The organism is Moraxella bovis (assembly GCF_002014975.1).
Taxonomy (GTDB): Bacteria; Pseudomonadota; Gammaproteobacteria; order Pseudomonadales; family Moraxellaceae; genus Moraxella; species Moraxella bovis.
On the sequence record NZ_MUXV01000079.1, the window covers coordinates 1 to 23,943 of the forward strand.

Consider the following 23,943-nt stretch of genomic DNA (forward strand, 5'->3'; position numbering starts at 1 on the left):
ATTAGCGAATTTAAGAGAATGGGGGTATTAAAATGATTGATTTGGCAATTGCAGTTTACATTATCGGCTTTTTATTGAAATTATCCAGTGCATTAAAGGGTGTTATTATTGGTTACTTTATATCTGTTCCTTTTGTTACACTCTTTGTTTTTATGCACAATGATTTAAACAAAAACAACAGTCTTTTGACTATTCCCAATTATTTTAAAAAACTTAAAAAATCTTTGTTTTTTATTGTTCCTGTGGTAGTGATTTATACTGCCGTTCCTAGCGAACGCAATATGTATGTCATCGCAGGGCTGTATGCAGGTGATAAAGTGGTCAATACCATTGTTAATTCAGAAGTTGCACGGCAAGCCGAAAGAACGCTGATTGCCAAACTTAAAGAATTGGAAAATGAGTATTTGGAAAATAGCGAGAATGGGGATTAAAAATGGCGATTAAATAAAAATATTGGTAAAAAAACACTCAAAGAAATTCAAGATTTCTTAACAGCCAGCAATCTTTCGCTAAGGGAGCAATAATGAAACAAGACAAAATCATTCAAACAACAGCAAAAGAATATCTAAATAGGCACGATATTGACCATAGGGTTGCCAGTTTATCTAGCATTATCATTATTATGTCAATCATTATTGATTTGTTGTTATATGGTCGTAACGAAAAAGAAAAAGACTATATTAAACAAATATTTGAATTTGCTTTCGATATTAAGGAGTAAATAATGAAAACCCAAAAACAAACCGTCCTAGAAGCGGTCATTGACCTACACAATAAAGAAACCCCTGCCAGTCGCACCACCATAGCCAAATTGACAGGGATTAAGCAGACTGCCGTTGATGAATGCCTAAAAAGATTGGCAGACGATGAGTTGATTTATCGGTTATGTAGTGGGGTCTATGCCCCTGTGGTACAGCACCCACCCCAACGCACCATTTACAAGACCATGTTGCCAGACGGTACGGTCAAATTAGACATTGGCGATGATGTGCTGACTCTGACTCCCAAAGAAGCACGCACTTTGGGGGGATTGATGTACGCAGAAGCCACAGAATTTGGCTTACTTACCCTACATCATCGCATGATGGAGCAAGAAAATGCGTTTCATAATCGCCTAAAACGCCTAGAAAAAGAAATCAGCAAACAAAATAAGCCTGTGCAGGAGGAATTGTTATAAATATTTTTGTCTTTTATCAAGATAAATGTAAGATATTGGATATTCGCTATGACACCTCAATTACACGACAAAACCATCACTGAATTAGAAGAAGAAAGGCACAAAAAGTATAAGGATTATGACAAAAAATCTTACGAGTACTTCTATCATGTTATCTTAAAAGGGCGACAGTGCTATAATCAAGTACAAGATAAATTTGAGCTATCTTATATGGTAGATAATGAAAGGCAGTATCAGACAGTTTTCGATTCAAAATCTGTTACCAAATTTTTTCGTGATATGTACGATGATTATTTGACAGCTATCTTAGTCAAAGAACTGGAAAGTCATATAAAATCCCAGCTAATACACATCCAACGAGCCAATGCCGAGAATTACCTTGAAGTTCAAAGAGAATTGTTGGAACAAGATTGTGAAATTGTCGGTTTGGACATTGTGGACTACCCCAACAATTTCTGTATTAAATATCGGAAAATGAAATGTGTTTGAACAAAAAGCTCAACCGAGAATTTACCCATACAGAATGGGAAGTGTTTGATTTTGGCGGCGGTAGAATAACAATCCCAACACCGCCAAACAAGCCTAAGCAGGAATCTCAAAATGCACCCCATCAAGAAATGCCTTCTTACCTAATTCTTGGCGTTGTGCCTTATACGCCTTAACCCACTCTTGGGGCGTGCCGTTTTTGTCAGTGATGACCGTCCAAGCACCACCCCAACGAACCGTTACACCTAATTCTGTACTGGCTTGTGCCATTGCTTTTGCGATTGCGTAATAATGGTTAAAATTCCATGACACTTGACCGTCCACAATCGCCACCAAATCCACCGCATCCCCTGTGAGATGGCGTGAGTTCATTGTTTTGCTTTTGCCTTGCTTGACAAGTAGAGCTTGGCGTTCTTTGGTGCGCAATCCTTCTTGTACTCTAAAATCTACGCCTGTGATTTCAATCGCCCGCTTAACCACCTTGACAAGGTTGGGATTTACGCCTTTTAAGCGATTTAGGCTCAATTCGCTTAGGGTGTATTTGGGCTTGTCCGCCGTCTCACTCGGTGCGTTATCAGGGACTGGCTCATCAAGCAAATGCTCGTTACCGTCCACCGTGGGGTCGGTGGCGTGAATCACTGCGATGTCCGCTTGTTCTTGGGCGGTACAAACCTTTTGCTCGCTATCAAGCAAAATGGCTTGCCAGGTTAATTTACCAGCAATACCGTCAATCTCGCCTGTGTACAAACCCTTTTCTGGGTTAATGTTGATGTTTTGGGCAAGGCGGACATAGTTGCCGTGTTGCCGTGCGGTGTCGCCTACCGTATTCATTCCCAAAATGGGAAATAGATTTTTGCTTTTCATTTACCACGCTCCTTTTCTAAATTGCTCTGAGTTGCCGTCTGGGCGGATATAATGCACTTTGTTTTTGATGTTTGGTACAGGTGGGGCAGGCGGTGCGATAGGTATTGCACCGATGACCTGTGCGGTTTTGCCTTTTTTGGGTAGTCCGTCCACCACTCGGCGAAGGGTCAATCTACCCTTAAAACTACCCAAAGTCGGCTCACTGACAAAACTATCCCACCCTTGTACATGGATTTCACGGATTTTATTGCTTATCCAAGCAGTGCCAAAGACAGTGCTGTCAAGCCCGCCATAATTACCCAATACTCGCTCGCCAATCCGCAGTCCTTGCCACATAAATGGCGTGTCATTGGGTCTAGGTTGTCCCATGCGTGTCGCCACAAATCCGATTGGGCTAATTGTGCGATTTTTATTTTCAATGACGAGACGACCAAACTCACCCACAATTCCTTTGGGCTTGATGTACTGCGTCAAACTTTCTTGGTGCTTAATGGTAGCACGCCCAAATTCTGCTGAATCAATGCCATCAATCACTTGGATATGTTGTGGCGCAAATGGTATGGTAGGTATGCCAAATTTAGACAACCTAAATCCATACGGCTTGATAAAGTGTAACGCATTAACAATGGTAGGTCTACCAACCATGCTACTACTTTGACCGTATGCCTGTATGGTACGATTTTTATTGGTGATGGTAGCACGCCCAAACACCGTCATGCTATTAATGACATGAGTATTGCGTGGTGGGTGGTTGCGTCTTGCTTGTAATGTCGCCATGTCGCCACTTGGGGCATAGATGGTGTGTGGCGACATTCTGGGTGTGCCAAATACCAGCTTACTACTAATAGACTGCTGATCGTCAATGCTGATAACTCGGCGGTTTAAAATGATGGTGGGCGTGCCTAGTTTTGGCTCAAAAATGCCAGAACGCATTTGTATGGTGTTGGTGCGAATGGCAGGCGTACCAAACTTAGCCCCACCAAAGCCTTTAACCTTGATGGCTCTCTCGTTCATGCTTGGTGTGCCAAAACTTAGACTGCTACCAATGCCATAACCACCAACAGGCTCATCTTTGTCATTGTAGCGATTTAGGTCAATCCATTGTGGGTGATAAGGCGGTATTTCCTTGATGATTCTATGATGACCAAATTTTGTGCCACCAAAGCCCATCACCGCCATTTTTTGCCGTCTGTCTTTGATTGTAGCTATTCCCATCGCAAGGCTTTCATGGCTTTTTGGATAGATGTGAACAAACTCATTTCTGATATTCACCTGCCCAAACTCTTGGCTATCATGTCCAAAAATAGGTATTTCTGGCGTAAGATTCTTGATGGTAGGTTCACCCACAAAATCACGATGGTGCCAGCGTGGGCTGATGATGTTCCAATGAATGTGTAGGTTTGGCACGCCAAATTTTGCCATGTCTGATGATTTGGCGTTGATGTAGCGTGTATGCAGATGTATGGTAGGTAGTGGTATGGTGGGCGGTGCTATGCTGTATCGTGGTTCAAGTGCAACCGTTCGCACTCTATCAGCAATCATGGGTAAGCCAAACTCACCCACATCAAACCCGCCAATATGCGTTAATATCCGTCTGGTATTAACAACGGCAAGCGTGCCAAATACCGTTTGATTCTTAAAACCTATGGCGTGGAGTTCTCGTGCGTCATTGTACACGATATTCCAACGGCTGATGTGGGGTGGTTCTATGCCATCTATCTTGATGTATCGCACCTTATCGCCGATGGTGGGTGTACCCATCGCCAAACCATCAAAGCCCATAGGTTTGATGACCCTTGCTTGATTGTCAATGGACGCACGCCCAAACACGTCATGAGCAAAGCCAAAGGTGTGTATGACCTTGTTTTTGTTCTCAATACTCGTCCACCGCCCAAATCCCTTACTTTTGCCATTGGGTGATAGTTCACTTTGCTCATCATTCACCACATGAATGTATTGGCGTAGATTGTAGATATCAGATTGTCCAAACGCTTGGTTGTCAAACCCCCTTAAGCTGACATATTGACGATGATTTTTGATGACGGCTTGTCCAAATTCACCCATCATTCCTTGTGGGTAGATGGATTGACTTTCTGGAATGATACGAGTCAGCCACAGAGTCGCCACAAAGCCTATGGGAGTTATGTGCTGGGTTGTGCTGATGGCAGGCTTGGGTGGTGCGACACTGTCAATGGATTTTGGGATAATGGTGCGGGTGTAATGACTTATCCAAGCACGACCAAAATTTAGGCTTGATGGTATGCCTTGCACTTTAAGGGTGCGATGGTAAAAATCAAGGCGTGCTTGACCGAATGCACCTACATTAAGTCCTACTTGCTTGATGAATTTTTGCCTTAATTTAATTGTTGGGCGTGGCACATCTGGCGGATAAAGATTGCCAGTTTTGATAAGCCTAGCACGATTAGTAATACTTGCCTGTCCAAAGTGATGTCGAATCTCAAATCCAGTAGGCTCCATGATGGCAAGATATGAGATGAGCGTTGGTATGCCAATCATCAAACCATCAATGCCAATCGTCCCAATATTTAAATTGTCTGAGGGAATAAACCACGCCACATAAAAGGCGTGAGAAACGGGGTTTTGATGGGGCAATTTACCAAGCCATGAGGCATTAAGTAAGTGTTTGTTTGGCATATATTGCCAATGGTGCAGGACATAATGACCGCCAAACTCGCCTGCATCAAATCCTTTTGGGGATATCGCTTGATGAGTAGCAATCGCAGGTGTACTAATGCTTAGTGATTCAAACCCATTGACATAAACCACTGTTTTATTGTACCAACTGCTTACAATCTGACGACGGTATGTTGGCTCTTGCCACCAAGTAACATTAAGCGCATGATATTTGGGAGTATAGGCTTTCTCATCAGCAATGATGGCTTGCCCAAATGTTTGAGTATCAAATCCCTGTGACTGAATTTTTATGCCATTATAAATTAATGGCCTGCCAAAGGATAAGTTATTGATACTGTTGGGAGAGATGGCTTTGCCAAAAAAATTTGCCATCACTTTATCATATAATGGCTTATAGGTATCTTGATTAACCCAAGAAACAAGTAATCGCCCATACAAAGGGGCATATTCATCATCTTTCGTTAGAACTGATGTGCCAAAAATAGCTCCATCAAATCCTTTAGGCTGTATGGCTTGATGCACATTGGCAAACAGTTGCCCTAATTGTGTTGATAAAATACCACTAGGGGCAAGCACATTACTTGCCCATGTGGCGTTTATTCTGTGATGAAAATAAACATATTTATCAACAAAAACAACATTCATACAGGCTCAGGGGTAACATTGGCGTAGAATAGGTCGTTGAGTAGCTCGCCATCTTGTGCCATAAACTGCACATCAACAGAGGTGGTATTTGGCAATTCTAGTGTGTATTCTCCTTGTGTATTAGACTGTGTTTGAGCCAATAGCTCGCCTGTCTTTCTGTCATAAGCTCGCACGGTGCGACTGGCAACGGTATTATTAATGTCTCGCACAATGCCTGTAATTTGACTGATTTGTGATTTCACAATGGCAAAATCACAACAAGACTCATTAAGCAAATAGAATTTATCGGTTGCTTTTGTATTGAGTTCAAAATCCGACAAGTTATAAATACTTATATTGCGATTCTCCCAAAGACCATGTGAGATATACAAGAATTGTTCGTCTTTTATTATGTCATAGGTGGCAAAAGCAGCGTAATTAAGTGTTGTAATTTTACTAAGTTCGCCTGACACATAATTTAATTCGTAAATTTCTTTTTTGTTATGCAAAAACCACAAGGTGTCTTTTTTTAACCCAATAATGGGACTAAATGGAATAAAAGAATTTGAAAAAATGGCGTTTTTGGTTGAATCGCTATAACTAAAGACTTGACTTAAATTTTCATCAAACACTTTAAAATAATTAAAGTTTTGAGCGTTTTTACCAAAAAATAACAGCTTATCATCAATCACATATAGGACTGGGAAAGTTGATGGACTAAGTGGGGTACTGGCCTCTTGATAAGAGAAATCCGCCATATCATAAACCCTTAAATAAGGATCTCTATCATGAGACACAAACAGTTTTGTGCCATCACGATTAAAACAAAGGTTGGTCACTCTACCAAGTCCTAGTGTGTTGATGGGTAATGCCGTGTGCGTTTTACTGTCAAACAGCAATATCGCAGGTCTATCTCCGCCTACAGCGTAGTGGCTATTGGAAATATCAAGGGCATAGATACTTCCATCAAAGTAGGTTAACGACTGCTGGATTGATGGGTTTTGCGTATCAGACACCCAAAATTTGGTACTGGGTGTTGATGAGGCATTAAGGTGAGCAATTATGATTTGTTTACCATTAGGGCTTACCTTTATCCCCTTTGGTTTGTCTGAAGAGTGAGTCCTTGTGCGAAGTGCTGGCAAGGATTCTGCAAAGGTTGGCAGGAGTCCCTGCCTAAGATGAAACGCAGTCAATATTCTGTTGTTGGAAGTTGAGTAGGCAATCAGCTGATTCACGCAAGCTCTCCTGTTGGGGTCTCACCCACCCAAAGCCCGGTATCATAGAACCATGTGGCATAGCGTTCATAAGCCCCTTGCTCGCCATATCGCTCAATCTCAGCATGGATAAAATGGATAATGTCTTGGGCGTTGTTTTCTTTGGCGTATTTGGCAAAGGTGGTGAGATTGGCGATTCTGTCCCAATCATGCATTGTTTTTGAAATTGCCAATGCGATGGGCGCTGGGTCGGGCTTGTACACAACAGACGAACTAAACCCTGTAACGCCAATAACAATTGGCGGTGGTTTGACGGTAGGTGTGGCGATAGGTGTTTTGTCTAAATTACTCATTATTCACTCCAAAATATCACAATTTAAAAATCTTATTACTACCATTATCCCAAGTTAAAATCATGTCACCACCGTTTGGGGTGATGGGTAAGCCAGTCGCTGTATCAATCCACGCAATGAGTGGGCTGGTGCTTTCTGTGCCCGTGTCTTTGTAGATAACAATAGCCTCAATAGAATTGCCAGTAACTGATGTAAAGGTTACATCATTAGCGTCCGCAGCGCCACCATCAGTTGACTTGCCAGTCAAGGTAACAGGGGCGGTTACTCGTGCTGATGTGGCAATGTCAGATAGAAATTTATGTGTGGCGGTTTGTGGTGTGTAGTTGCCCGTATCTACCAACAAGACTTTGATGGTATCGGTCAGCCAGTTTAGCTGACCCTCCAAAAACATCCGTCTTGATTCGTCAAATAAGGTATTTGCCATAATTTACTCCAAGTTAAAAGGTGTGGCAATTATGGCAAATGTAGGCAGGCGTGGCGAACCTTGTGGGGGTGTGCTTATCGTGGTTAAGTTAATTGCCAATCCAAGCCTTCGTTCTCGTATTTATAATCTGAATGGTCATCAAAATAACCCATCATCTTAGCCTGTGCGTGCTGACGAAGTGCGTCTGCTCCTTCACTGCACCCATTTGATTTGTCTGGTAGGTCTATGTAGCGATTGTCTTTTTGGCTAAATTTCTTTTTATAGCCGTCAATGCGTTGTATGCCGAGTTTACAACGGCTCTCATCAAACCAGTAATTTTTCATACAAGCACGAGTTTGCTGAATGCCGTCTATCAAGTACTGTATGCGTGGTACGGTCACAAACTTTTCGCCAATCATCAAGTCTTGCAACTGCTGGCGGGTGGACTTGTTGTAGTCTTTGGATAGGCGTTCGTGGTCGGCATCGTGGGGCAAATAATGCGTGCCAAAGACATAGCCTTTTGACTTTAATTGTGCCACATAATGTTGCAGGGCTTCGCCGTGGGCTTCATAATAATCAATAAACCTATCTTGTCCATTAACTTCTTGATGAAACCATATCGCACAGCCATCAGAATTACCAATGTCCCAAAAGGTATTGACAGGCACATCAAGGATAGCAACATCGGTAATACCGCCACGCTGACGAAGTGCCAGCATTTCTTTGGCATAATAGTTGCCGTCTGTTGAGACTTGAAAGGCTTCGGCAGGAAAAGATGGATATTCCTGCCACATTCTGTCGGGATTGCCCTCAAAGTCTGCGTCCCTTGTTGCCACATACCATGCTCGTTGTTCAGGGTGAATGCATATGTCCATTTGCATATCACGCTTAACAATCATCTCCACTTCATCAAAATAGGCGTGGTCGGCAGGCGAGATATTCACGCCTGCGACTGGTAGACGATATTTTGGTTCTTGCCACCAAGCGTAGAAATGGAAGCGATAATCTTTGGGTGTTAGAATTTTCTTTTGAGCAAAATTGGCTTGAGCTTTTTGGGTTAGATTGTAGAAGTCTCCTTGTTGCCCTTCGGCGGTGCTTTCAATGACAAGCACGCCATTGGTCGGCACAGTTGGGATAGAGCCTGTCATCACTTCCTTTGCCTTGTCGGGGTATTTGGCACAGATTTTACCAAACTCCGAAATGTGTAGGCGATGATAGGTACCTGAACGCATAGACACGCCAACTTCAAAACTACTGTTGTTGTGTGCAAATAGAAGAGTTGAAGCACTATCTTTTTTCAAAGGCATTCGCTTACGCAAAACCTCTGGCAAATTGTCATAGGCAAATTTGACCTTATTTCTAAAAATCTTTTCGCTAGCATCCAAATCTTGGGCGATAATGCCACAAAATTGATTGGCATTAAACAAAGCGTGGTCAAGATACAAAATGGCGATGAGTGTGGTAAAGCCAAGCTGACGGGCTTTTAAGATGATGTTTCTGTGCCACATTCTTTTAAGAAACTTGATTTGTGCTTCATTAGGAATAAAGGGCATGACAAATTCATCTTCGTCTTCACTATCGCCTTTGACGATGATTTTATACAAACAACCGCTAAACAGTCGCCAATATGGGTCAGCCAGACACCGTTCCAGCTCCTCAGGCGAGTCAGGTATGGCATATCGTCTGTTGTCTGAGTGATAAATCAAATTGCCCATTTTTACGCTTGCCTTATTGCTCATATTCTGGGTCATCAGCGACCACACCAAAAGTGGATTTGTTAGTTTTAGCGATGGTGGTGATAAGTTCGGTGAGTGGGTCGGCGGTTTTTTCCACTTCTTTACCGATATTAAAGGCTTCACGCTCTAATGTGATGAGCGTTTTCATTGTGTCTGCCAATTTTTGCATAGACTGTACACGACTTGGGGTGCTGATGACTCTTTGATACAAATCATTAAGTTTATCTATGCCTTTTTCGTCCTCATCTCGCAAAAACTCGCCCAATCGCTCATACAGTTCACGCTCTATCGTTTGACTGCCCAGCTCATCAAGCAGGGCATTCATCAGATTTTTGGCTTTGTTGATGTCTTTACGATGAGACAAACGCACTTCTAAGATTGCTTGGGCGTTGGCGTCTATCACTTGCTTTTCGGTTGCCAACCTTTCTTTGTTCACTTCGGTGTTCACTAGCGACTTGTTCACCAGCTCTTCGGCTTTTTTCTCAATCTTTGCAGATAAGTCTCTTGACCAGTCATCTCGCTTTGCTCTCTTAGCAATAGCACTATGAGCAACATCATGCTCACTTGCAATCTGCCTTAATGTCTTAATGCCAGCCCGATAATCCAGCTCAATCTTTTCCCAGTCTATTTGTCTTTTTGTCATGGCTTACTCACTTGTTTTTGAGTATTATAGCCAGTCGTGGTAAGGGGTGCGAACCTTGTGGGGGGGCATAAAAAAACACCCCACAATTTCTTGTAGGGTGCTTGGGTAATTATGGCTTAAACAAGTCTTTGGTGCAAAACATGAATGCAACGCTCGGAGATGTCAAGACGTAGTTGTAGCTCTGCAACGTATTCTATCAAATGCTTGACTGCTTTGGTAGGTACACTTATAATATACTCATCTAGCAAGGGTTGCTAGTTAGGTGCTAGTGACTAGCACTAGCGACAACACAAGGAAAAGAACGATGAGAACATCAACCAAAATCATCGTCCTTATTGTCTTACTACTCATAAGCAGAAATGCTTGGTAAGCAATAAGCCAGTAAGTTAGCTACCAACTAACAAACTGGGTGCTAAGTAGGATAGCCGTCCTGCTTAGCACATTCCTTGATTTTTATTATAAGGTCTATCTATGCCAAAGTCAAGAGTAGAAATTCAAGCCAAATCAGATGCCAAACGGGGTGTTGTCAGTAAGACTTACAAACTCCATCAAGACGATGTAGAGCTCATCAAATCCCTAGCCGAACACCTAGGCATTCCCCAAAATCAGCTGATTATGGACGCTATCAGGGCATACGAAAAAGAGCTTAACTAGCTTATTTCTTATCCACCCACCCCAAACGCCCCATACTCTCGCAAATGCTCACGGTTTTTGGACAGATAAATACCGTCTTTGGCATTATCAATCCGTCTTTGGCGTTGGCGGATAAACTGCATTAGGGCAGGTTTGGTAATTTTTACGCTTGGGTGTTTGACATTAAAGCGTTTAATCTCTTCCCAAATCCTATCCATTTGCTCATCATCGCCGTCTCGTTTGGCTAGGGCATATTGTCTGACAAGGTCAGAGCGAATGGCAGTAAGCTGTTTATCCGCTTGATATATCGCTGATTTAACTTCTTGGGCTTGGGCAAATTTACCGCTTCTAAACCCAATCGCTTGCTGGGCGATGTCTGATATGCCGACATTTTCACGCTCCACTATCTCCTTACCGTCTTTTGTGGTATGACCTTCTGTGGCATAGCGGTAGGCTTTTAGATAGTCTTTGAAAAACTTAGGCGAAGCGGTCTCAATACCCCTTAATTCATGCCCTTCAAAAAACTCGCCCCAACCTTTAACCACGCCACCGCCAATACCGACAACAGGACCTAGCATTGCCGTCATGAAGTTTTCCCATTTGCTCTGCCCTTCTAGTCCGTCTTGGATATGTGGAACGATAAGGTTGTTTAGCCCCACACGGCTAGACAAATCCACCCCTACCGCTCTTGGCACACCTTTGGCAACGACTTCTGCCACATCGTTACCCACCACGTCCGCTAGGGCGTTTCTAAATGCCACTTCTGCCTTTTCACTACCAAAGAGTGTTGCCATGCCATTTGATATTCTATCTCCCCAATCATCGTCATCACCACCACCCATACCAAGCATTGTTGCAGCCGCCAAAAATGGCGTAACAATCGCACTAGGCAACCCTAACGCCCCTGCAAATAACGCATGACCTGCAAAAATGGCACTAATAGCTTTTGCCGCCTCCAACTCTTCTTGGGTGTAGGCTCGCTTATTTTTAGAAAAACGGTTGTGCAAGAATTTACCCAACGCAGGCATTGCCAGAGCCGTTTGGCGGATTAGTGTAAATATCATGTTTTGGCTATATTGCTTAAACAGTAGCACCACTTTTGCCACAGGGGTATTCATGTATCTTGCACGGTTAGATTGCGAATAGTCAAAATGTGCTTTTCTGGTCATGTCATCTGCCATGATAATTGCCGTTTCATGGTCAATACCTGCCCCACGAGCCAAGCGATAACTTGCCAAAAAGGTTGCTTGACGGTTATATACTTCGGCTTCATGGAACATCACGCTCGCCACTTTCATCGCAGGTTTCATCATTTGTGATACCTTGCCGTCCTCACCACTGGCAATCCCTGCCAAATCATGGGCTTGTGTTTTGTCCACCGCACCACGATTAAAGGCTTTATCTACCGCATCGTACTCCTCAGCACTTAGCACTTTTTTGGCGTGTTTCATATGGTCAGCGTGCGTTAGGCTCTGCCACGATATTGTACCGTCTTCTTCTCGCCATGACGCAATCCGCCACCAGTCTTTGGACGCTTGTGTCAGCTCTTTTTGTGCCTTAGAAAAGCCCCATTTTGCCCCCATCATCGGATAGGCAAGCAGTAGTGTTTGTGATAAGTTTACCAACGCACTGGCAGGAGATAGCCCCATATACCACATAAAGCCCACACTCGTTGCCATCGTGGATAATGGATTGGTTGGCGGGTTCAGTAGTATTTTGTGGCGTTCCTCCATTTCGTCCACGACCCGTTGCATGGTAACGTGGTCATAATCAGGGTTATCCACGTTCTCATCAATATGCTTCTGCATACGGTCAAGCTCTGTCCGCAGTCTGTCAGTATGTCTTAGTTTGGCGATATGATAACCGCCACGGCTCATATGATGAGCATAGGCACGGCGGGCATTGGTGCTAAACCCTGCTGTGCCTTTTAACTCCACGTTATTATTGGCAAATTGACGGTCAAGTAAGCTGTTTAGGTAGGCTTGGTGTAGCTCATCTCCCAAATCCAGCTCATCGGTCAAAAACTCACTTGCCAATCCCTGTACACCGCCCAGCTCACGAATATCCATATCACGCCCCTGTGAGAAATCATCAGCGATTACGGTGTTGCCATACCCCAAAAACTCATTGCTTTGTTGTAGGCGGTTATTGATTTCATCGAGTTTTTTTCTATCCACCTTAGCAATCACTTTGGGATAGCGTGGGCTATAAATATCACTGCCGAACACTTTGGCTTTATTCGCCCCTTTTGGGTCAATCATATGACTGTCCCCAATCAAAGTAACTTCGCCAAACCCATCTAATGGATTGGACTGCTTGGTAATGGCAATCGAAGCAAAAGGCAATCCGCCCATTTTATCAGCATGGATAATGCCATCTGCACTGATATTATGAGTTACAATAAGTTCTTTTTTGGATTTTTCCTTGTAAGTTAGGGCATTTTGTAGTATATTATGAATGTCTGATGAAGTCAGCGAGCCGATGTGCTTGCGAGAATTTTGTTCTTGGGTCTCGGACACTCGGGGCTTCATCAGATTTTCTTTTGTCATCACACTGTGTAGATACATACTTTGCGTATTCACATCTCTATGCACAATGACGGTTAAGATGTTTTCTTTGCCGTTCATTAAAACTGGGGCTGATATATAGAAGCTATCTTGTGATTTTTGGATAGTATCAACCGCAACAATAACCCCCTTTTCTAGCACATCTTTTACCCCTGCAAATGCAATATTTTTATAAGGGCTAAATTTGCCGTGAGCCAAGCTGTCCTTGACGGAGCGATGATTGAGTATAATCTCCCCCAATGTTGGGTTAATGGCTTTTCCACCTTGCTTTTCAAATAGGTTGGTTGCCCATTTTTCAATCGCCTTAAAACCTTTGACTTTTGGCATATCAAGGGTGCTTTCATCAATGACAGATACCGCCTTGCCCTGCAACACCTTAGCCTGCTCATCAACAGGAGCGACCACATCGCCCATACGGCTAAACTTAATCTTGCCTTGATGATATTCATCATTGTTTTTGCCAATCACATCATCTTTTTGCAGGGCGTTGCCTTTTTTAAATTGCACATCAGCATAGCTTGTGATTGAGCCAATCAAGCTGTTTTTATGACCTGTGGATAAATTTCTTTGATTGGCAAGCTCAATGAACTGTGGCAAGGCAGGGTCATCATCAAATAGCCGTGCCATCTGCCCTGCCATTCTTTGTTGCCAATCAGTCGGTTTGGCATTTTGGCGATAGACAGGGCGATTTGCCCCAAAGTACTCCTTGTTTGAGACATAATCGGTGTGATTGTCTATTCTTTGGGCGATATTTAGCTCATTAAAATCAATACGATAACTGACATTGCCATCTTTCACAAAAAAGCCATCTCGGACGTTGTCATTACTTCGCCCTTGTGGCAAGGTCTTATTAACCATCACATTGAGCGTTTTACCGCTTTTTTTGGCGGTAAGCTGGGTTGCCACTTCTTTGGTGTTATCAAAGAGTGTACTGTCCGCCACTTTGACATCATAGCCAAGCTCGCTAAGCTCATCTGCCAATTTATTAGCGTTTCTTTTGACCATCTCATAAGTGGTAACCCTGCCCACCAGTTCACGGCGTGCCTTTTTGTCCTGCTCGCTGTCTGTTGTGCCTACGCCATATATTGCGTCCATAAACTCGGCTTTTTTAGGGTCGCTGTCAGGCAGTTTTTCTAGTGCATTTAAGGCGGATTGTTGAGACGGGGTAAGGTCTTGCTTGACCGCCTTATCCGAGTTTGTTATACTGTCATCGGAAGCTACTTCGGTAGTGGACGGCGTGTCAGGAGTATAAACTTGCGGTGGTCTGGGCGAAATAACACCAGTCGCACGCCAACCCACCCAGACTGTTTGAGAAAGCAGTCTGGGTTTATTTTCTCTTGATGTTTCAATCACACGCTCCACATACTCAATCGTGCCATCTGCCATCTGCTTTTTGTACACCAAAGAACTTTGATTTTCTTTGCGTTTTTGTACAGTTAATTCATCAAAGTTCTTTAATACATCAGGAATTTTCTTTAAGTCATCAACCGTCAAACTTCTTTGTTGGCTACGTTTGCCATCGGTGCGACTGTCATCTTGACCGTGTGAATTTATGGCGTGTCTTAAATTTTCTGCTTTTAGAGTATGATACATACCTGCGATATCAACACCGCTTTGTTTGGCAATGTCAATCTCTTTTTGACCAGCAGGAAATAAAGTCAGTTCATTTTTAATATTGCCATTGAGTGCTTTATCAATAAATTCATTGATTTCATCTTGACTTGGTTCTACAAATGGCTTATTTTCTTTTGGCACAAAAGAGTATTTGCCATTATCTAATTTAACAACATCAAAATCATCCACCAACCCATTCTCGCCAAGCAAACGTTTGGCATTACGATTACCGATGACTTGCTTTGGATTGCCCTTTTTGTCTTGCAATACCTTGGGTAGGTCTTGTGTGGTGTTTACTGCGGTATCATTTTCTTTGTTGGTTTGACTATTTTTAACCTGCTCCTTAAAGTCCTTTAAATCTTTTTTGTAGTTTGATTGCAAGGTTTTACCACTTGGTAAGTTGTTCAGCTCGCCAAGCTGATTGTGTGTATCATCATAAGTACTAGCCTCTTCATTGATACGACTAATGACTTGGCTGTGATTGGAAAGCATAAAAGGCGTTTTTAAACCATTTAGGCTAAACAAATCATATTCGTTAGAATATGAAACACGCACAGTCTTACCCCCAACAACCCCCGTCCAAATGATTGACGGCTTTTCCACTATGCCAAATTCGTTTAATTCAAAATTGCTTGGGTGTGGGTTAATAGCCCCCACAGGAGCAGAAAAAGTGGTTTTTGGATTGTCTGCATCATCTGATTTTGTTATACTGCCGTTAAGGGCTAGACTTCCGCCCGTTTCGGACGTTTCAGCGGTGGACTGGCTATTGTCAGGTGCAACAAGCACGGAAGTAAGCCCTTTTTGAGCTTCATCAGGTGTATTTAACCAACGCTTGATGTTTTCAATGGCTTGTTTGCGTTCATCTTTTGAGATGTTGGTTACGGTATCAACACCCAAAAAGCTAGGGTCTTTGACGTTATCAAGTACCGCTTGAATGGCTTTTCGGTTATCACGGATATTCTCACCGTCCCAATTTTCTGGCAACATCTCTTTGATAGACTGCTTTTCTTGGGATAGGTTTTGTGGTTTACTCTTGGCGTTAGGATTTACTTGCTCATCATCTCGTCCAATGCCTTGTTCATCGCTGACGCTTTTTTCGGGTCGCTCATTGACTTGACTAGCTTGGCTAGTGGGTCTGGCTTGTTCTGCTGTTGCTGTGGTTGCTGTGGTTGCTGTGGTTGGTTGGACGAATTGGTCATGTCCTAGCTCCTGTAAGGCTTGGTTTAGGCGTGATTGTTTGGTTTGGGTCTCTTTGCCAAACATATCATCTTGTTTTAGTTTCTCTTGTGATAGATTATCATAATATTTGTACAAAAGCTGACGAATTTTTACCACGCTTTTGATGTTGGCATCCATAAAGGCGAGCAATCTTTGCCCTGTGGGGCTTAACTCATCACCAAACAGATTTGTCTGTGCCAGGTAGTCGGACGGTTTGACCCCTTCTCGTCTGAGTTTGGCAAGCATAGACAAGGCTTCGGTAATGTCGCTGGCAATGTCATCATTGGGGGTAATGCCGTCTTGTATGCCCTGTTTGGTTTTTGCCACTGTTGGAGAAGTTGCCACGATTGCCTTGACTACATTTCTAACTTCTTCATCTGTGCTTTCTAAGATTGCTTGCGTGGTTGGGTTATCGCCATAGGCAGATAAGAGCAGGGCATTTTCAAAACGTTCAAGTCCTTGCTTGGATAGCACGCCATTAGAAGTTCGCATGGCGTTTTGTTGCTCAATGGGGAACTGACTGACAAACTCATTGATGATATGGCGATTGCTTGACGTGTTGATATCGCCCCGCTCATCGGCTTTTAGCTGGTTTAGATTAATATTTGCCACACGCTCCACGTCCGCCCTTGCGTTCTCAAAGGCGGATTGGGTCATCGTGCCTGTCTCGTTAGAGTTTAGGGCGAGCTGTCTTAGCTTATCTACTCCCACATTACCCACACTTTTGACCAATACAGGATTTTTCATACCTGCTAGGGCGGTTTTATCCAGTCCGTACTCGTCTGCACGCTCCATGAGCATTTGGCGGTATTCGTCCGCCTTGCCTTGCAAGTAGGCTTGTTTGATTGCCATTGTCCGCCCATTACCTGCGATGATTGTGCCATCATCGCTAATGGTTGGCGAGCCATGCCCCATGACCGTGCTGTCGGTCAATTGCATGGGGTCTAGGTTATTGGCGATGTTATCCACCTGCACACGACTGGCGGTGCGACTTCTGTCTCGGGCTTGGTTTGTGGTGTTATCCACGCTGGGCATGAGACTGTCTGCTTCTACCGCCATGATTTGTGTGGGCAAGCGTTCGTTTTGGTTTTGGATGTAGTTTTGTTTGCCGATGAGTTTTGGGGCATTGGCAAACACCGCTTTGGCTTCTTGGGCTTGCACTTCTTGCTGTGCTGTCCGCTCTTGGAGCTGGGTTTGATATGCCGATAGCGGTTCTGATTGCATGGACGCACGGGCAAGCGTACCTTCTTGGGCTTGCTCTCCTGTAGCACCTGCCACCACACCTGCCTGTGGGTTTATCGCCTGTGGGTTTATCGCCTGTGTTGCCCCACTGTCCACCGCCACAACCGCCGAACGGGTCAGCGAGCCTTGATTGGGGTCTAGCCCCATTCGTTCGGACGGTTTTTGGGCGTTTAACTCCTGCTGTGCCTTGTACTGATTAACAAATTCCTCTTGATTTAGCCAACTGTCAAAGTTTTGGGGATTGGCAAATGTTTGTGGATTGACATCAGCAAGGGGTGTATTTTGTGGTGTTGGCTCACTTGCCACGTCTTGACCGTTTGCAATCTGTGGCACATCTGGCGTTGCCTGTTGTGTTTGCCCTACTTGCGATATTGGTTCGGTTTTTGGGGCGGTTGTATCTGTCCGATCCGCTTGTGTGTCAAGCGGTGTGTGTTCAATAGGGTTTTGTAAGCCTATGGCAGGTGTATCAATCACAGGATTACCATGAAAGCCTACCGCCTGATTTTCGTTGTGGGGCATATCAAAATAAACACCGCCATTGCCATTATCAGGGCTGTTTGGACTGTTAGGGTTATTCGGGCTAGTCGGACTGATAGGACTACCATCGGGCGATAACGGTGTATTACCACCATTATCGGGCGGTTGTGGCGTACTGTCTGTTTGATTATTAGTGCTGTCCGTGTCAGGTGTTGGCGGTTTACGCCAGTTGCTAGATACAGCCCCTGATACAGCACCCATACCAGCACCAGACGTTAGACCCATGACGGCATTACCCGCCATGTCTTTGGTCAGACTTCTACCTTTTGCCCAGTTCTCCAAGCCTGTTTCTAGAATAGTTTGGGGCAATTCTTCAAATACGCCTTCACTAATCGCACCCTTGCCAATACCTGCCAGACCATAGCCAATACCGCCTTTTGTGGCGTTTTGTTTGACTTCGTTAATGGTATTTCGCACGCCCCCTGCGACCATTGTATCGACGTCTGCAATACCCAATCCTTTGGATATTCTACCCCCTAGATAAGTAATGGCTGCACCGCCCACGCCTGTGCCAACAGCCGCCGCATAATCCTTACCTGTCATCAGCCCGTGCTTGTTTTGACTACGCAAGTTTTCAGCAGAGTTACCCGCCATCTCCAAGCTCGCACCGCCTGCCGAACGCACTACGCCATTATTAATTCCTGCTAGCTTGCCGATACCACGACCCATCAAGCCACCAGTCACCATTGACGGGCTACTTTGCACCATGCCATCCAATGCCAGCATGGGATTGTCCAATATCACACCCAGCTTACCACCAAAGCCTTCGGCACGCTCAAACTGCCCTTTTTGCATTTTGGCAGTACCAGACATTTGCGATTGGATATTCTCTTGGGTTTTGTGCGTGTCCCAAATGTTGTCTTGGATAAACTTACCTGTATGACCGCCACTCATCAGGTTGGTCAAGCCGATACCTGATTGTACTGCACTAACCCCACCCGATTTAAGGCTTTGCCATATATCATTACGAATTTCGCTACCACTACGAGCATAATTAGCATCGTTCAAGATACTGCTTAGTTTTTCAAACTCTTGTTGCTTTTTGTCTTTTTCGGTTTGACTCATTGCTGTACTCCCATTAATTGTGCGATATATTCTTCTGGTACACCTTCGGCAAGTAAGGCTTTTTTGACTTCATCAGCAGTTCCACCTTTTTTGGCAATTTCTTGAAGTCTTGTAACCGTTGCAGGGTCATCTAAATTAAGCTGTTTTTGAGCTTGTCCGCCTTGCATTGTGCGTAAATCGACCAACTTATTATTACCATCTTTGTCTGTCATCACGATAAAGTTGTCTTTTAGGCTACCACCTGAACTTTGCTGTCCACCCTTACCCGTTAAGAACCCAAGTTTGTCATACAGGGCTTGTTTTTCTTCATCGGTTTGAGCCAAGCCGTAGTTATGATATAGACTATTTAGCTCTTGCTTGACGGCATCATCATAGCTTTGGGATTTGAGCTTGGCATTTAGCTCCATACCACGCAGTCCAAACTCATGCTGTTTATTTGCTGTATCTTGATTAAACCGTGCCACATCTAGCCCAAAGCCTGTATTAAAGCGGTTATTTTGCCCCTGCTCATTCATCACGGCACGAGCATTTGCCCCTTGCTCACTCGCTAAGGTACGGGCGTTTGCCCCTTGCTCACTCGCTAAGGTACGGGCGTTTTGCCCTTCTTGTTGTAGCTGTGTTTGTAGCAGTTGATGATTGAGATTGTTTTGTTGCAAATGGCGTTCTTGCTCCATTTTGATGTCATCGTTGGATAACTCATGAGCCAGTCGCAGTTGGTTGGCAGTTAGACCATGAGCCCCTTTATGAACGGTTGTTGCTTGTCTCAATAACTCTTTTCTTTGGGCTTCATTCTCCCAGCTTCTGACAGGGGCATGGGTTCTTAGTCCTAGATTTTCTTGGGGTTTATCTAGGGCTTGTTGCTGTGCTTCTTGCACTTTTTTGACAAGGTCGGTATAGCTTTGGTTATGGCTTGGTATGCCCCCTGTTGGTATTGTCGCTTGGGGCTGTTGGGATTGTTGGGATTGTTGGCTTGCAGGTTTATTGCCATAGTCAAAATGATATGAAGTTTGGCGTGGTGGGTTTATTTTTTTAAGCTCATAGCCGTCATCAAGTTGCTGTTTGGTCGCATTTGTTTGTTCGTTGGTTGGGGTTTTATCTTGTGCAGGTTGGGCTTGTTGGGCTTGTTGGGCTTGCTGTTCGTTATTTTGGCGGATTTTATCTCTATACAGATACTTCCCTACTTGTCCGAGTGTCAGGGCATCTCCCAAATCAGAAGCAAAGCCCAACGAACGAACGCCCACATCTTTCCAAAAACTATTCCCCACTTGGCTTTTATCTAGACCAAAACGTTCATAATAATCTTCGGTATCTGTCATTGCTGTCTGTACACCAGCAAAGACAGCAGGTGCTACCCTTGCTGTGGCACCGCCTAACGCTTTTGCCCCACTGGCTAAGCCTTTTACACCGCCTGCTTGTTGAGCCATGCCCCCTGCTACTCTACCCATTGCCCTAGTGGTGTCCCAAGCTCCTTTCCCAACGGTTTTAGCTCCTTGCAAGGCACTGCCACCACCCGCCCATTTTAGACCACCATAGGCAGGTATGGCAGAACCCAGTGCCACATCACCTGCCGTCAATTCAGGTTTTTTGTATTTGTCATCATCATTTAGTGCCATCACACACCCCAATCGGTTAAAAATAAACCCATTGTGCCATGCTTACATGATTTTCAAAAACCTTGTGGGGGGCATAAAAAAACACCCCACAATTTTCTTGTAGGGTGTTTTTTTCAATAAATATCAAGCAACCAACTGTCTTTTTGCACCGTCTATCAGCACTTCTTGGCGTTTTAGACGGTTCTGGAGTTCGGCGATATGGTCTAAGGCTTTGCCAAAGTGTGCCATCATCTGTCCCAGTTCATCTTGTGCCATGCGGTTTTGGTGAGCGGTGTCGATGATGTTTTGGACAAATGGGGCGTTCACCTTGTTTCCTGCCTGCAACATGAGTGTATGCACATACTCCACCGCTTGATGTACCTGCTCACCTGTCAGCTCATCGACACAGCCCACATCAAAGCGTTGGTGTATCATTTTCCACACATTGCTATAAATCGCCCCCGTCTCGGCAACGAGCATATTTACCGCTTGCACCAGTGGCTTTCTTTCGTCTTTGGTTGCTCGTGGATTGACTGCCACACCGTTATTCCAGTAATCAAATAAGGCTTGGTAGCACTCTTTTTTGTAAGTGATGAGCTTATCTTTGATTTCGGCTTTGACACGGTTTGTATCTACGCCAAACAGCCAACCGTTTAAGTAGTGGATTGGTAGGCATAGCATTTCTTGTAAACCGCCTTTTGTAGGTGCGGTTATGATAACCGTACCTTGTGCAAGTACCTCATCACGATTGATGCGTTGGCGTTGAGCGTCCCAGTTAAGACCAATATTCTCACAAATAGGCTTCATCGCCACATAAGCGATACCGTCTTTTTGGAGCGTAAGTAGAGATTGATTGTGAAAATTCACGGTTTGGATTTGATTTGTCATAAGACACCTTGTATTTTTTTCGATTAAAGTTACCCTAAAATAGGGTGCCAAGAGGCTCGAAACCGCTACAAGCACGGCGGACGGCTTTTCCTTTCGGTATTGTATGACCGTCACCCTCTCGGCATAATCGCAAAAGATTTCGGATTAACTTTTAGGAGCTATGCAAAGAGATTGTCTAGGTTTAGACATAAAAATACCACAGATGTCGCTTGTGGATAACGCTTGTAAAGAGTTTTCGAGGCTCTATACATAATATACAACAAAAAACCCCACCTTGTAAAGTGTTTCTTGGAAAAATTATGAAGTACAAATTTGTAGAACATAAAAAAAGCGATGTTGGCACTTACCAATATCACTTGAAATTTACCCTTGTTAGGGTGCTAGGGGGTTCAGAAGCCGAAGTAAGACGGCTGGGCTTATTCGTGTATTGCTACCTTATCTCGCCACCACCCCTAGCATAATTCTCAAACACTCCCCAAATTTGGGTATTGCTTTATTTTTAGGCACTCCGCTAATTTGCGGAGTGGAATTTTGATAGGGTTTTTCACTCCTAGAATTTCAGGAGTGGTTTTTATGCAAAGTTTCGGATTAACTTTTAGAATCTACATATAGTAGAAATTGGGCATAAAAAGACCGCCAAATCACGGTTGTGGTTATCCGCTTACTTGTAAGGTTACGACACCTTAGGGCATATATTACCCCAACCCACGCCCCATGTCAATAAAAAAATAGCCGTCATTAACGGCTATTTTTTTACTGCTCACCAACCACATATCTCTTTAATACAGTCTCATCAAACTTTGGATAAACCACGGTCAAATCCACGCCCGCTTCATACAAAATAAACTGCTCAATGATAATATGCCAGTGCCTTAGCAGGTCAATGGGGCGGTCTTTGTAGTGTTTTTCATCTGTCGCACTCGGTCTATGCCCCATGATTTGTTTGACAATGCCATAAGGCACGCTGACCCACTCGGACAAATTACTAAACGATTTTCGCATGGCTTTGGGTGGTAGGCTTGGCAGTCCTGCCTGTCTGATGGCATTGCGATAGGGTTTACCAATCTCGGTATGCGTGTCTGTTTTGCTCGTCATAAAGACATAATCGCCATGTCTGGGCAGTTGCTTGATGAGATATTCGGTGTAGGGCGTAAGCGGAATGATACGCTCCCATTGGTCTACTTTATCAATAATAGTTATCGTTTTCCACTCAAAATCCACATTATCCCACATCAAGGATAACATTTCATTGGGGCGTGAACCATTTAACAGCATACAGATTAAGGCGGTGGCGTGGACATCACTAATTTTATTGACCGTTTCAAACCATAGGGGCAATTGGGTGCGTTGCAGACTGTGCTTGTGCCTGCCTGTTTTTGCCACGGTGCTTGATACAATTTTGGCAGTGGCAGACTTATCAGGGATAATTCCTGTATAAGCTTGTCGCTCGTTCGCCCAATTTACAAATGCACGGTAAATGCGGTAGGCGATAGCCATACGTGTTTTGCGTGTTTTGTTTTCGTGATTTATCCAGCTTTCCACAAATTCAGGGGTTAAGTCGGACAATGGCGTGTGCCAGATGTATGCCAAACAGCCATCTTTGCCCTGTTTGTCCGATAGGTGCGGACTGGCAGATTTGACATGGTCTATTATGTAGTTGTCCGACCAGTTGTCCTTTTTTGTGTTAAAATAATCTGTAAAGGCTTGCCCAAAGGTAATGCTGTTTTTGGTTTTGATTTGTTCAAATTCAGCGTTTTTGGCAAGTTGCTCGGCTTTTTGACGGCTTGGGTCAATGCCTGCGGTCATCTGCTTGCTAATCTCGCTTGCTTTATCAATCGCATCTTGATAGCTCATGAGTGGATATTTGCCAAGCGTGACTCGTTTTTGCTTGCCACCAACACGCCCTTGACAAACAAACGATTTACTGCCCTTTGGCGATACCAACACGCCAAGCCCTGTGTATTTTTCGTCCCAAACAAGGTATTGCTTATCGGACGGTTCTAAGCGGTCAATCTTTGCGGTGGTAAGTTTGGTTTTCATGGTTACTCTCCAAAATAATAACCATATAATAACCAAATATGATGTAAATTGCCATAAACTAAATGATACTTTTTTTGTAAATAAATCGTTAAATGATTGATTTTGTTTGCATAAATATAAATCAAATGATACTGCGGTAAACTCAATGATATTATTTTTACGGTACTCATAATCCTTTGGTCGCAGGTTCAAGTCCTGCTGGGCCTACCATATTAAAATAAGTAAAATCAAGGTTTTAAGAGATTAAAACCCTGATTTTTTTGTGTTTAAGAATAACCAATTAATATTTAAAACCAAACACCCCAAAAGTTAGTATTTGACTTTTGGGGCATTGTTCATTAGATTGGTTTAACTACTTGATAAATTGGCTTTGGTTCAAAAAGTATGCTACA

Annotated in this window: 18 protein-coding genes; 6 read left to right on the forward strand and 12 right to left on the reverse strand. The window is 43.8% G+C overall.

All coding sequences use genetic code 11. The features are described from left to right. Positions 1–32: 32 nt before the first annotated feature. The 4 genes from B0182_RS14470 (at position 33) to B0182_RS13070 (ending at position 1,666) form a co-directional block, all read left to right on the forward strand. Positions 33–431, forward strand: a complete 399-nt coding sequence (locus B0182_RS14470; RefSeq protein WP_078275331.1) for a hypothetical protein — start codon at positions 33–35, stop codon at positions 429–431. Between the two features lie 92 nt (positions 432–523). Next, positions 524–721 carry a hypothetical protein gene (locus B0182_RS13060; protein ID WP_078275332.1) on the forward strand — a complete coding sequence of 66 codons (198 nt, stop codon included), beginning with the start codon at positions 524–526 and terminating at the stop codon, positions 719–721. A 3-nt stretch (positions 722–724) separates the two neighbouring features. Continuing rightward, positions 725–1,177: a helix-turn-helix domain-containing protein gene (locus tag B0182_RS13065; protein ID WP_078275333.1), complete on the forward strand. Its 453-nt coding sequence runs from the start codon at positions 725–727 to the stop codon at positions 1,175–1,177. Positions 1,178–1,225: 48 nt separating this feature from the next. Then, complete coding sequence (locus tag B0182_RS13070; protein WP_078275334.1) at positions 1,226–1,666, forward strand: hypothetical protein; 441 nt, start codon at positions 1,226–1,228, stop codon at positions 1,664–1,666. Between the two features lie 93 nt (positions 1,667–1,759). Here B0182_RS13070 and B0182_RS13075 read toward each other — a convergent pair whose 3' ends face one another. The 8 genes from B0182_RS13075 to B0182_RS15270 form a co-directional block, all read right to left on the reverse strand. Further along, complete coding sequence (locus tag B0182_RS13075; protein ID WP_244893700.1) at positions 1,760–2,527, reverse strand: M15 family metallopeptidase; 768 nt, start codon at positions 2,525–2,527, stop codon at positions 1,760–1,762. Then, entirely contained in the window at positions 2,528–5,827 is a 3,300-nt protein-coding gene (locus tag B0182_RS13080; RefSeq protein WP_078275335.1) for a hypothetical protein, read from the reverse strand. Then, positions 5,824–7,041: a WD40 repeat domain-containing protein gene (locus B0182_RS13085; RefSeq protein ID WP_143821761.1), complete on the reverse strand. Its 1,218-nt coding sequence runs from the start codon at positions 7,039–7,041 to the stop codon at positions 5,824–5,826. Before B0182_RS13085 ends, B0182_RS13080 begins: the two co-directional genes overlap by 4 nt. Further along, positions 7,038–7,373, reverse strand: coding sequence for a hypothetical protein (locus B0182_RS13090; RefSeq protein ID WP_078275337.1), 336 nt, complete (start codon positions 7,371–7,373; stop codon positions 7,038–7,040). Before B0182_RS13090 ends, B0182_RS13085 begins: the two co-directional genes overlap by 4 nt. 16 nt (positions 7,374–7,389) lie before the next feature. Next, the gene (locus tag B0182_RS13095; RefSeq protein ID WP_078275338.1) at positions 7,390–7,797 is read right to left on the reverse strand and encodes a hypothetical protein; all 408 of its coding nucleotides are present in this window, start codon (positions 7,795–7,797) and stop codon (positions 7,390–7,392) included. Between the two features lie 83 nt (positions 7,798–7,880). After that, positions 7,881–9,491, reverse strand: coding sequence for a terminase large subunit (locus B0182_RS13100; protein WP_078275339.1), 1,611 nt, complete (start codon positions 9,489–9,491; stop codon positions 7,881–7,883). Positions 9,492–9,504: 13 nt separating this feature from the next. Beyond that, positions 9,505–10,155: a hypothetical protein gene (locus B0182_RS13105; protein ID WP_078275340.1), complete on the reverse strand. Its 651-nt coding sequence runs from the start codon at positions 10,153–10,155 to the stop codon at positions 9,505–9,507. A gap of 116 nt (positions 10,156–10,271) precedes the next feature. Continuing rightward, positions 10,272–10,403, reverse strand: a complete 132-nt coding sequence (locus tag B0182_RS15270; RefSeq protein ID WP_264676644.1) for a hypothetical protein — start codon at positions 10,401–10,403, stop codon at positions 10,272–10,274. Between the two features lie 223 nt (positions 10,404–10,626). Here B0182_RS15270 and B0182_RS13110 point away from each other — a divergent pair, with 223 nt between their 5' ends. Further along, a complete protein-coding gene (locus B0182_RS13110; RefSeq protein ID WP_078275341.1) occupies positions 10,627–10,809 on the forward strand; it encodes a hypothetical protein in 183 nt (60 codons plus the stop codon). Between the two features lie 8 nt (positions 10,810–10,817). Here the strand turns inward: B0182_RS13110 and B0182_RS13115 are convergent, their stop codons facing one another. The 3 genes from B0182_RS13115 to B0182_RS13125 form a co-directional block, all read right to left on the reverse strand. Next, positions 10,818–19,031, reverse strand: a complete 8,214-nt coding sequence (locus tag B0182_RS13115) for a PLxRFG domain-containing protein (protein ID WP_078275342.1) — start codon at positions 19,029–19,031, stop codon at positions 10,818–10,820. After that, positions 19,028–20,644, reverse strand: coding sequence for a TrbL/VirB6 family protein (locus tag B0182_RS13120; RefSeq protein WP_078275343.1), 1,617 nt, complete (start codon positions 20,642–20,644; stop codon positions 19,028–19,030). The genes B0182_RS13115 and B0182_RS13120 overlap by 4 nt, the downstream gene beginning before the upstream one ends. Before the next feature lie 123 nt (positions 20,645–20,767). Next, complete coding sequence (locus tag B0182_RS13125) at positions 20,768–21,511, reverse strand: phage antirepressor N-terminal domain-containing protein (RefSeq protein ID WP_078275344.1); 744 nt, start codon at positions 21,509–21,511, stop codon at positions 20,768–20,770. Between the two features lie 299 nt (positions 21,512–21,810). On the opposite strand from B0182_RS13125, the gene B0182_RS14475 reads away from it, so the two are divergent. Further along, positions 21,811–21,972 (forward strand): hypothetical protein, encoded by a 162-nt coding sequence (locus B0182_RS14475; protein WP_158079720.1) that lies wholly within the window; start codon positions 21,811–21,813, stop codon positions 21,970–21,972. 292 nt (positions 21,973–22,264) lie between these two features. On the opposite strand, the gene B0182_RS13130 is transcribed toward B0182_RS14475, so the two are convergent. Next, positions 22,265–23,551, reverse strand: coding sequence for a tyrosine-type recombinase/integrase (locus B0182_RS13130; RefSeq protein WP_078275345.1), 1,287 nt, complete (start codon positions 23,549–23,551; stop codon positions 22,265–22,267). Between the last annotated feature and the right edge of the window lie 392 nt (positions 23,552–23,943).

Coding starts and splice junctions, on each gene's coding strand:
- B0182_RS14470 (WP_078275331.1), top strand. CDS start 33: ATGATTGATTTGGCAATTGCAGTTTACATTATCGGCTTTTTATTGAAA.
- B0182_RS13060 (WP_078275332.1), top strand. CDS start 524: ATGAAACAAGACAAAATCATTCAAACAACAGCAAAAGAATATCTAAAT.
- B0182_RS13065 (WP_078275333.1), top strand. CDS start 725: ATGAAAACCCAAAAACAAACCGTCCTAGAAGCGGTCATTGACCTACAC.
- B0182_RS13070 (WP_078275334.1), top strand. CDS start 1,226: ATGACACCTCAATTACACGACAAAACCATCACTGAATTAGAAGAAGAA.
- B0182_RS13075 (WP_244893700.1), bottom strand. CDS start 2,527: ATGAAAAGCAAAAATCTATTTCCCATTTTGGGAATGAATACGGTAGGC.
- B0182_RS13080 (WP_078275335.1), bottom strand. CDS start 5,827: ATGAATGTTGTTTTTGTTGATAAATATGTTTATTTTCATCACAGAATA.
- B0182_RS13090 (WP_078275337.1), bottom strand. CDS start 7,373: ATGAGTAATTTAGACAAAACACCTATCGCCACACCTACCGTCAAACCA.
- B0182_RS13095 (WP_078275338.1), bottom strand. CDS start 7,797: ATGGCAAATACCTTATTTGACGAATCAAGACGGATGTTTTTGGAGGGT.
- B0182_RS13100 (WP_078275339.1), bottom strand. CDS start 9,491: ATGGGCAATTTGATTTATCACTCAGACAACAGACGATATGCCATACCT.
- B0182_RS13105 (WP_078275340.1), bottom strand. CDS start 10,155: ATGACAAAAAGACAAATAGACTGGGAAAAGATTGAGCTGGATTATCGG.
- B0182_RS13110 (WP_078275341.1), top strand. CDS start 10,627: ATGCCAAAGTCAAGAGTAGAAATTCAAGCCAAATCAGATGCCAAACGG.
- B0182_RS13115 (WP_078275342.1), bottom strand. CDS start 19,031: ATGAGTCAAACCGAAAAAGACAAAAAGCAACAAGAGTTTGAAAAACTA.
- B0182_RS13120 (WP_078275343.1), bottom strand. CDS start 20,644: ATGGCACTAAATGATGATGACAAATACAAAAAACCTGAATTGACGGCA.
- B0182_RS13125 (WP_078275344.1), bottom strand. CDS start 21,511: ATGACAAATCAAATCCAAACCGTGAATTTTCACAATCAATCTCTACTT.
- B0182_RS14475 (WP_158079720.1), top strand. CDS start 21,811: ATGAAGTACAAATTTGTAGAACATAAAAAAAGCGATGTTGGCACTTAC.
- B0182_RS13130 (WP_078275345.1), bottom strand. CDS start 23,551: ATGAAAACCAAACTTACCACCGCAAAGATTGACCGCTTAGAACCGTCC.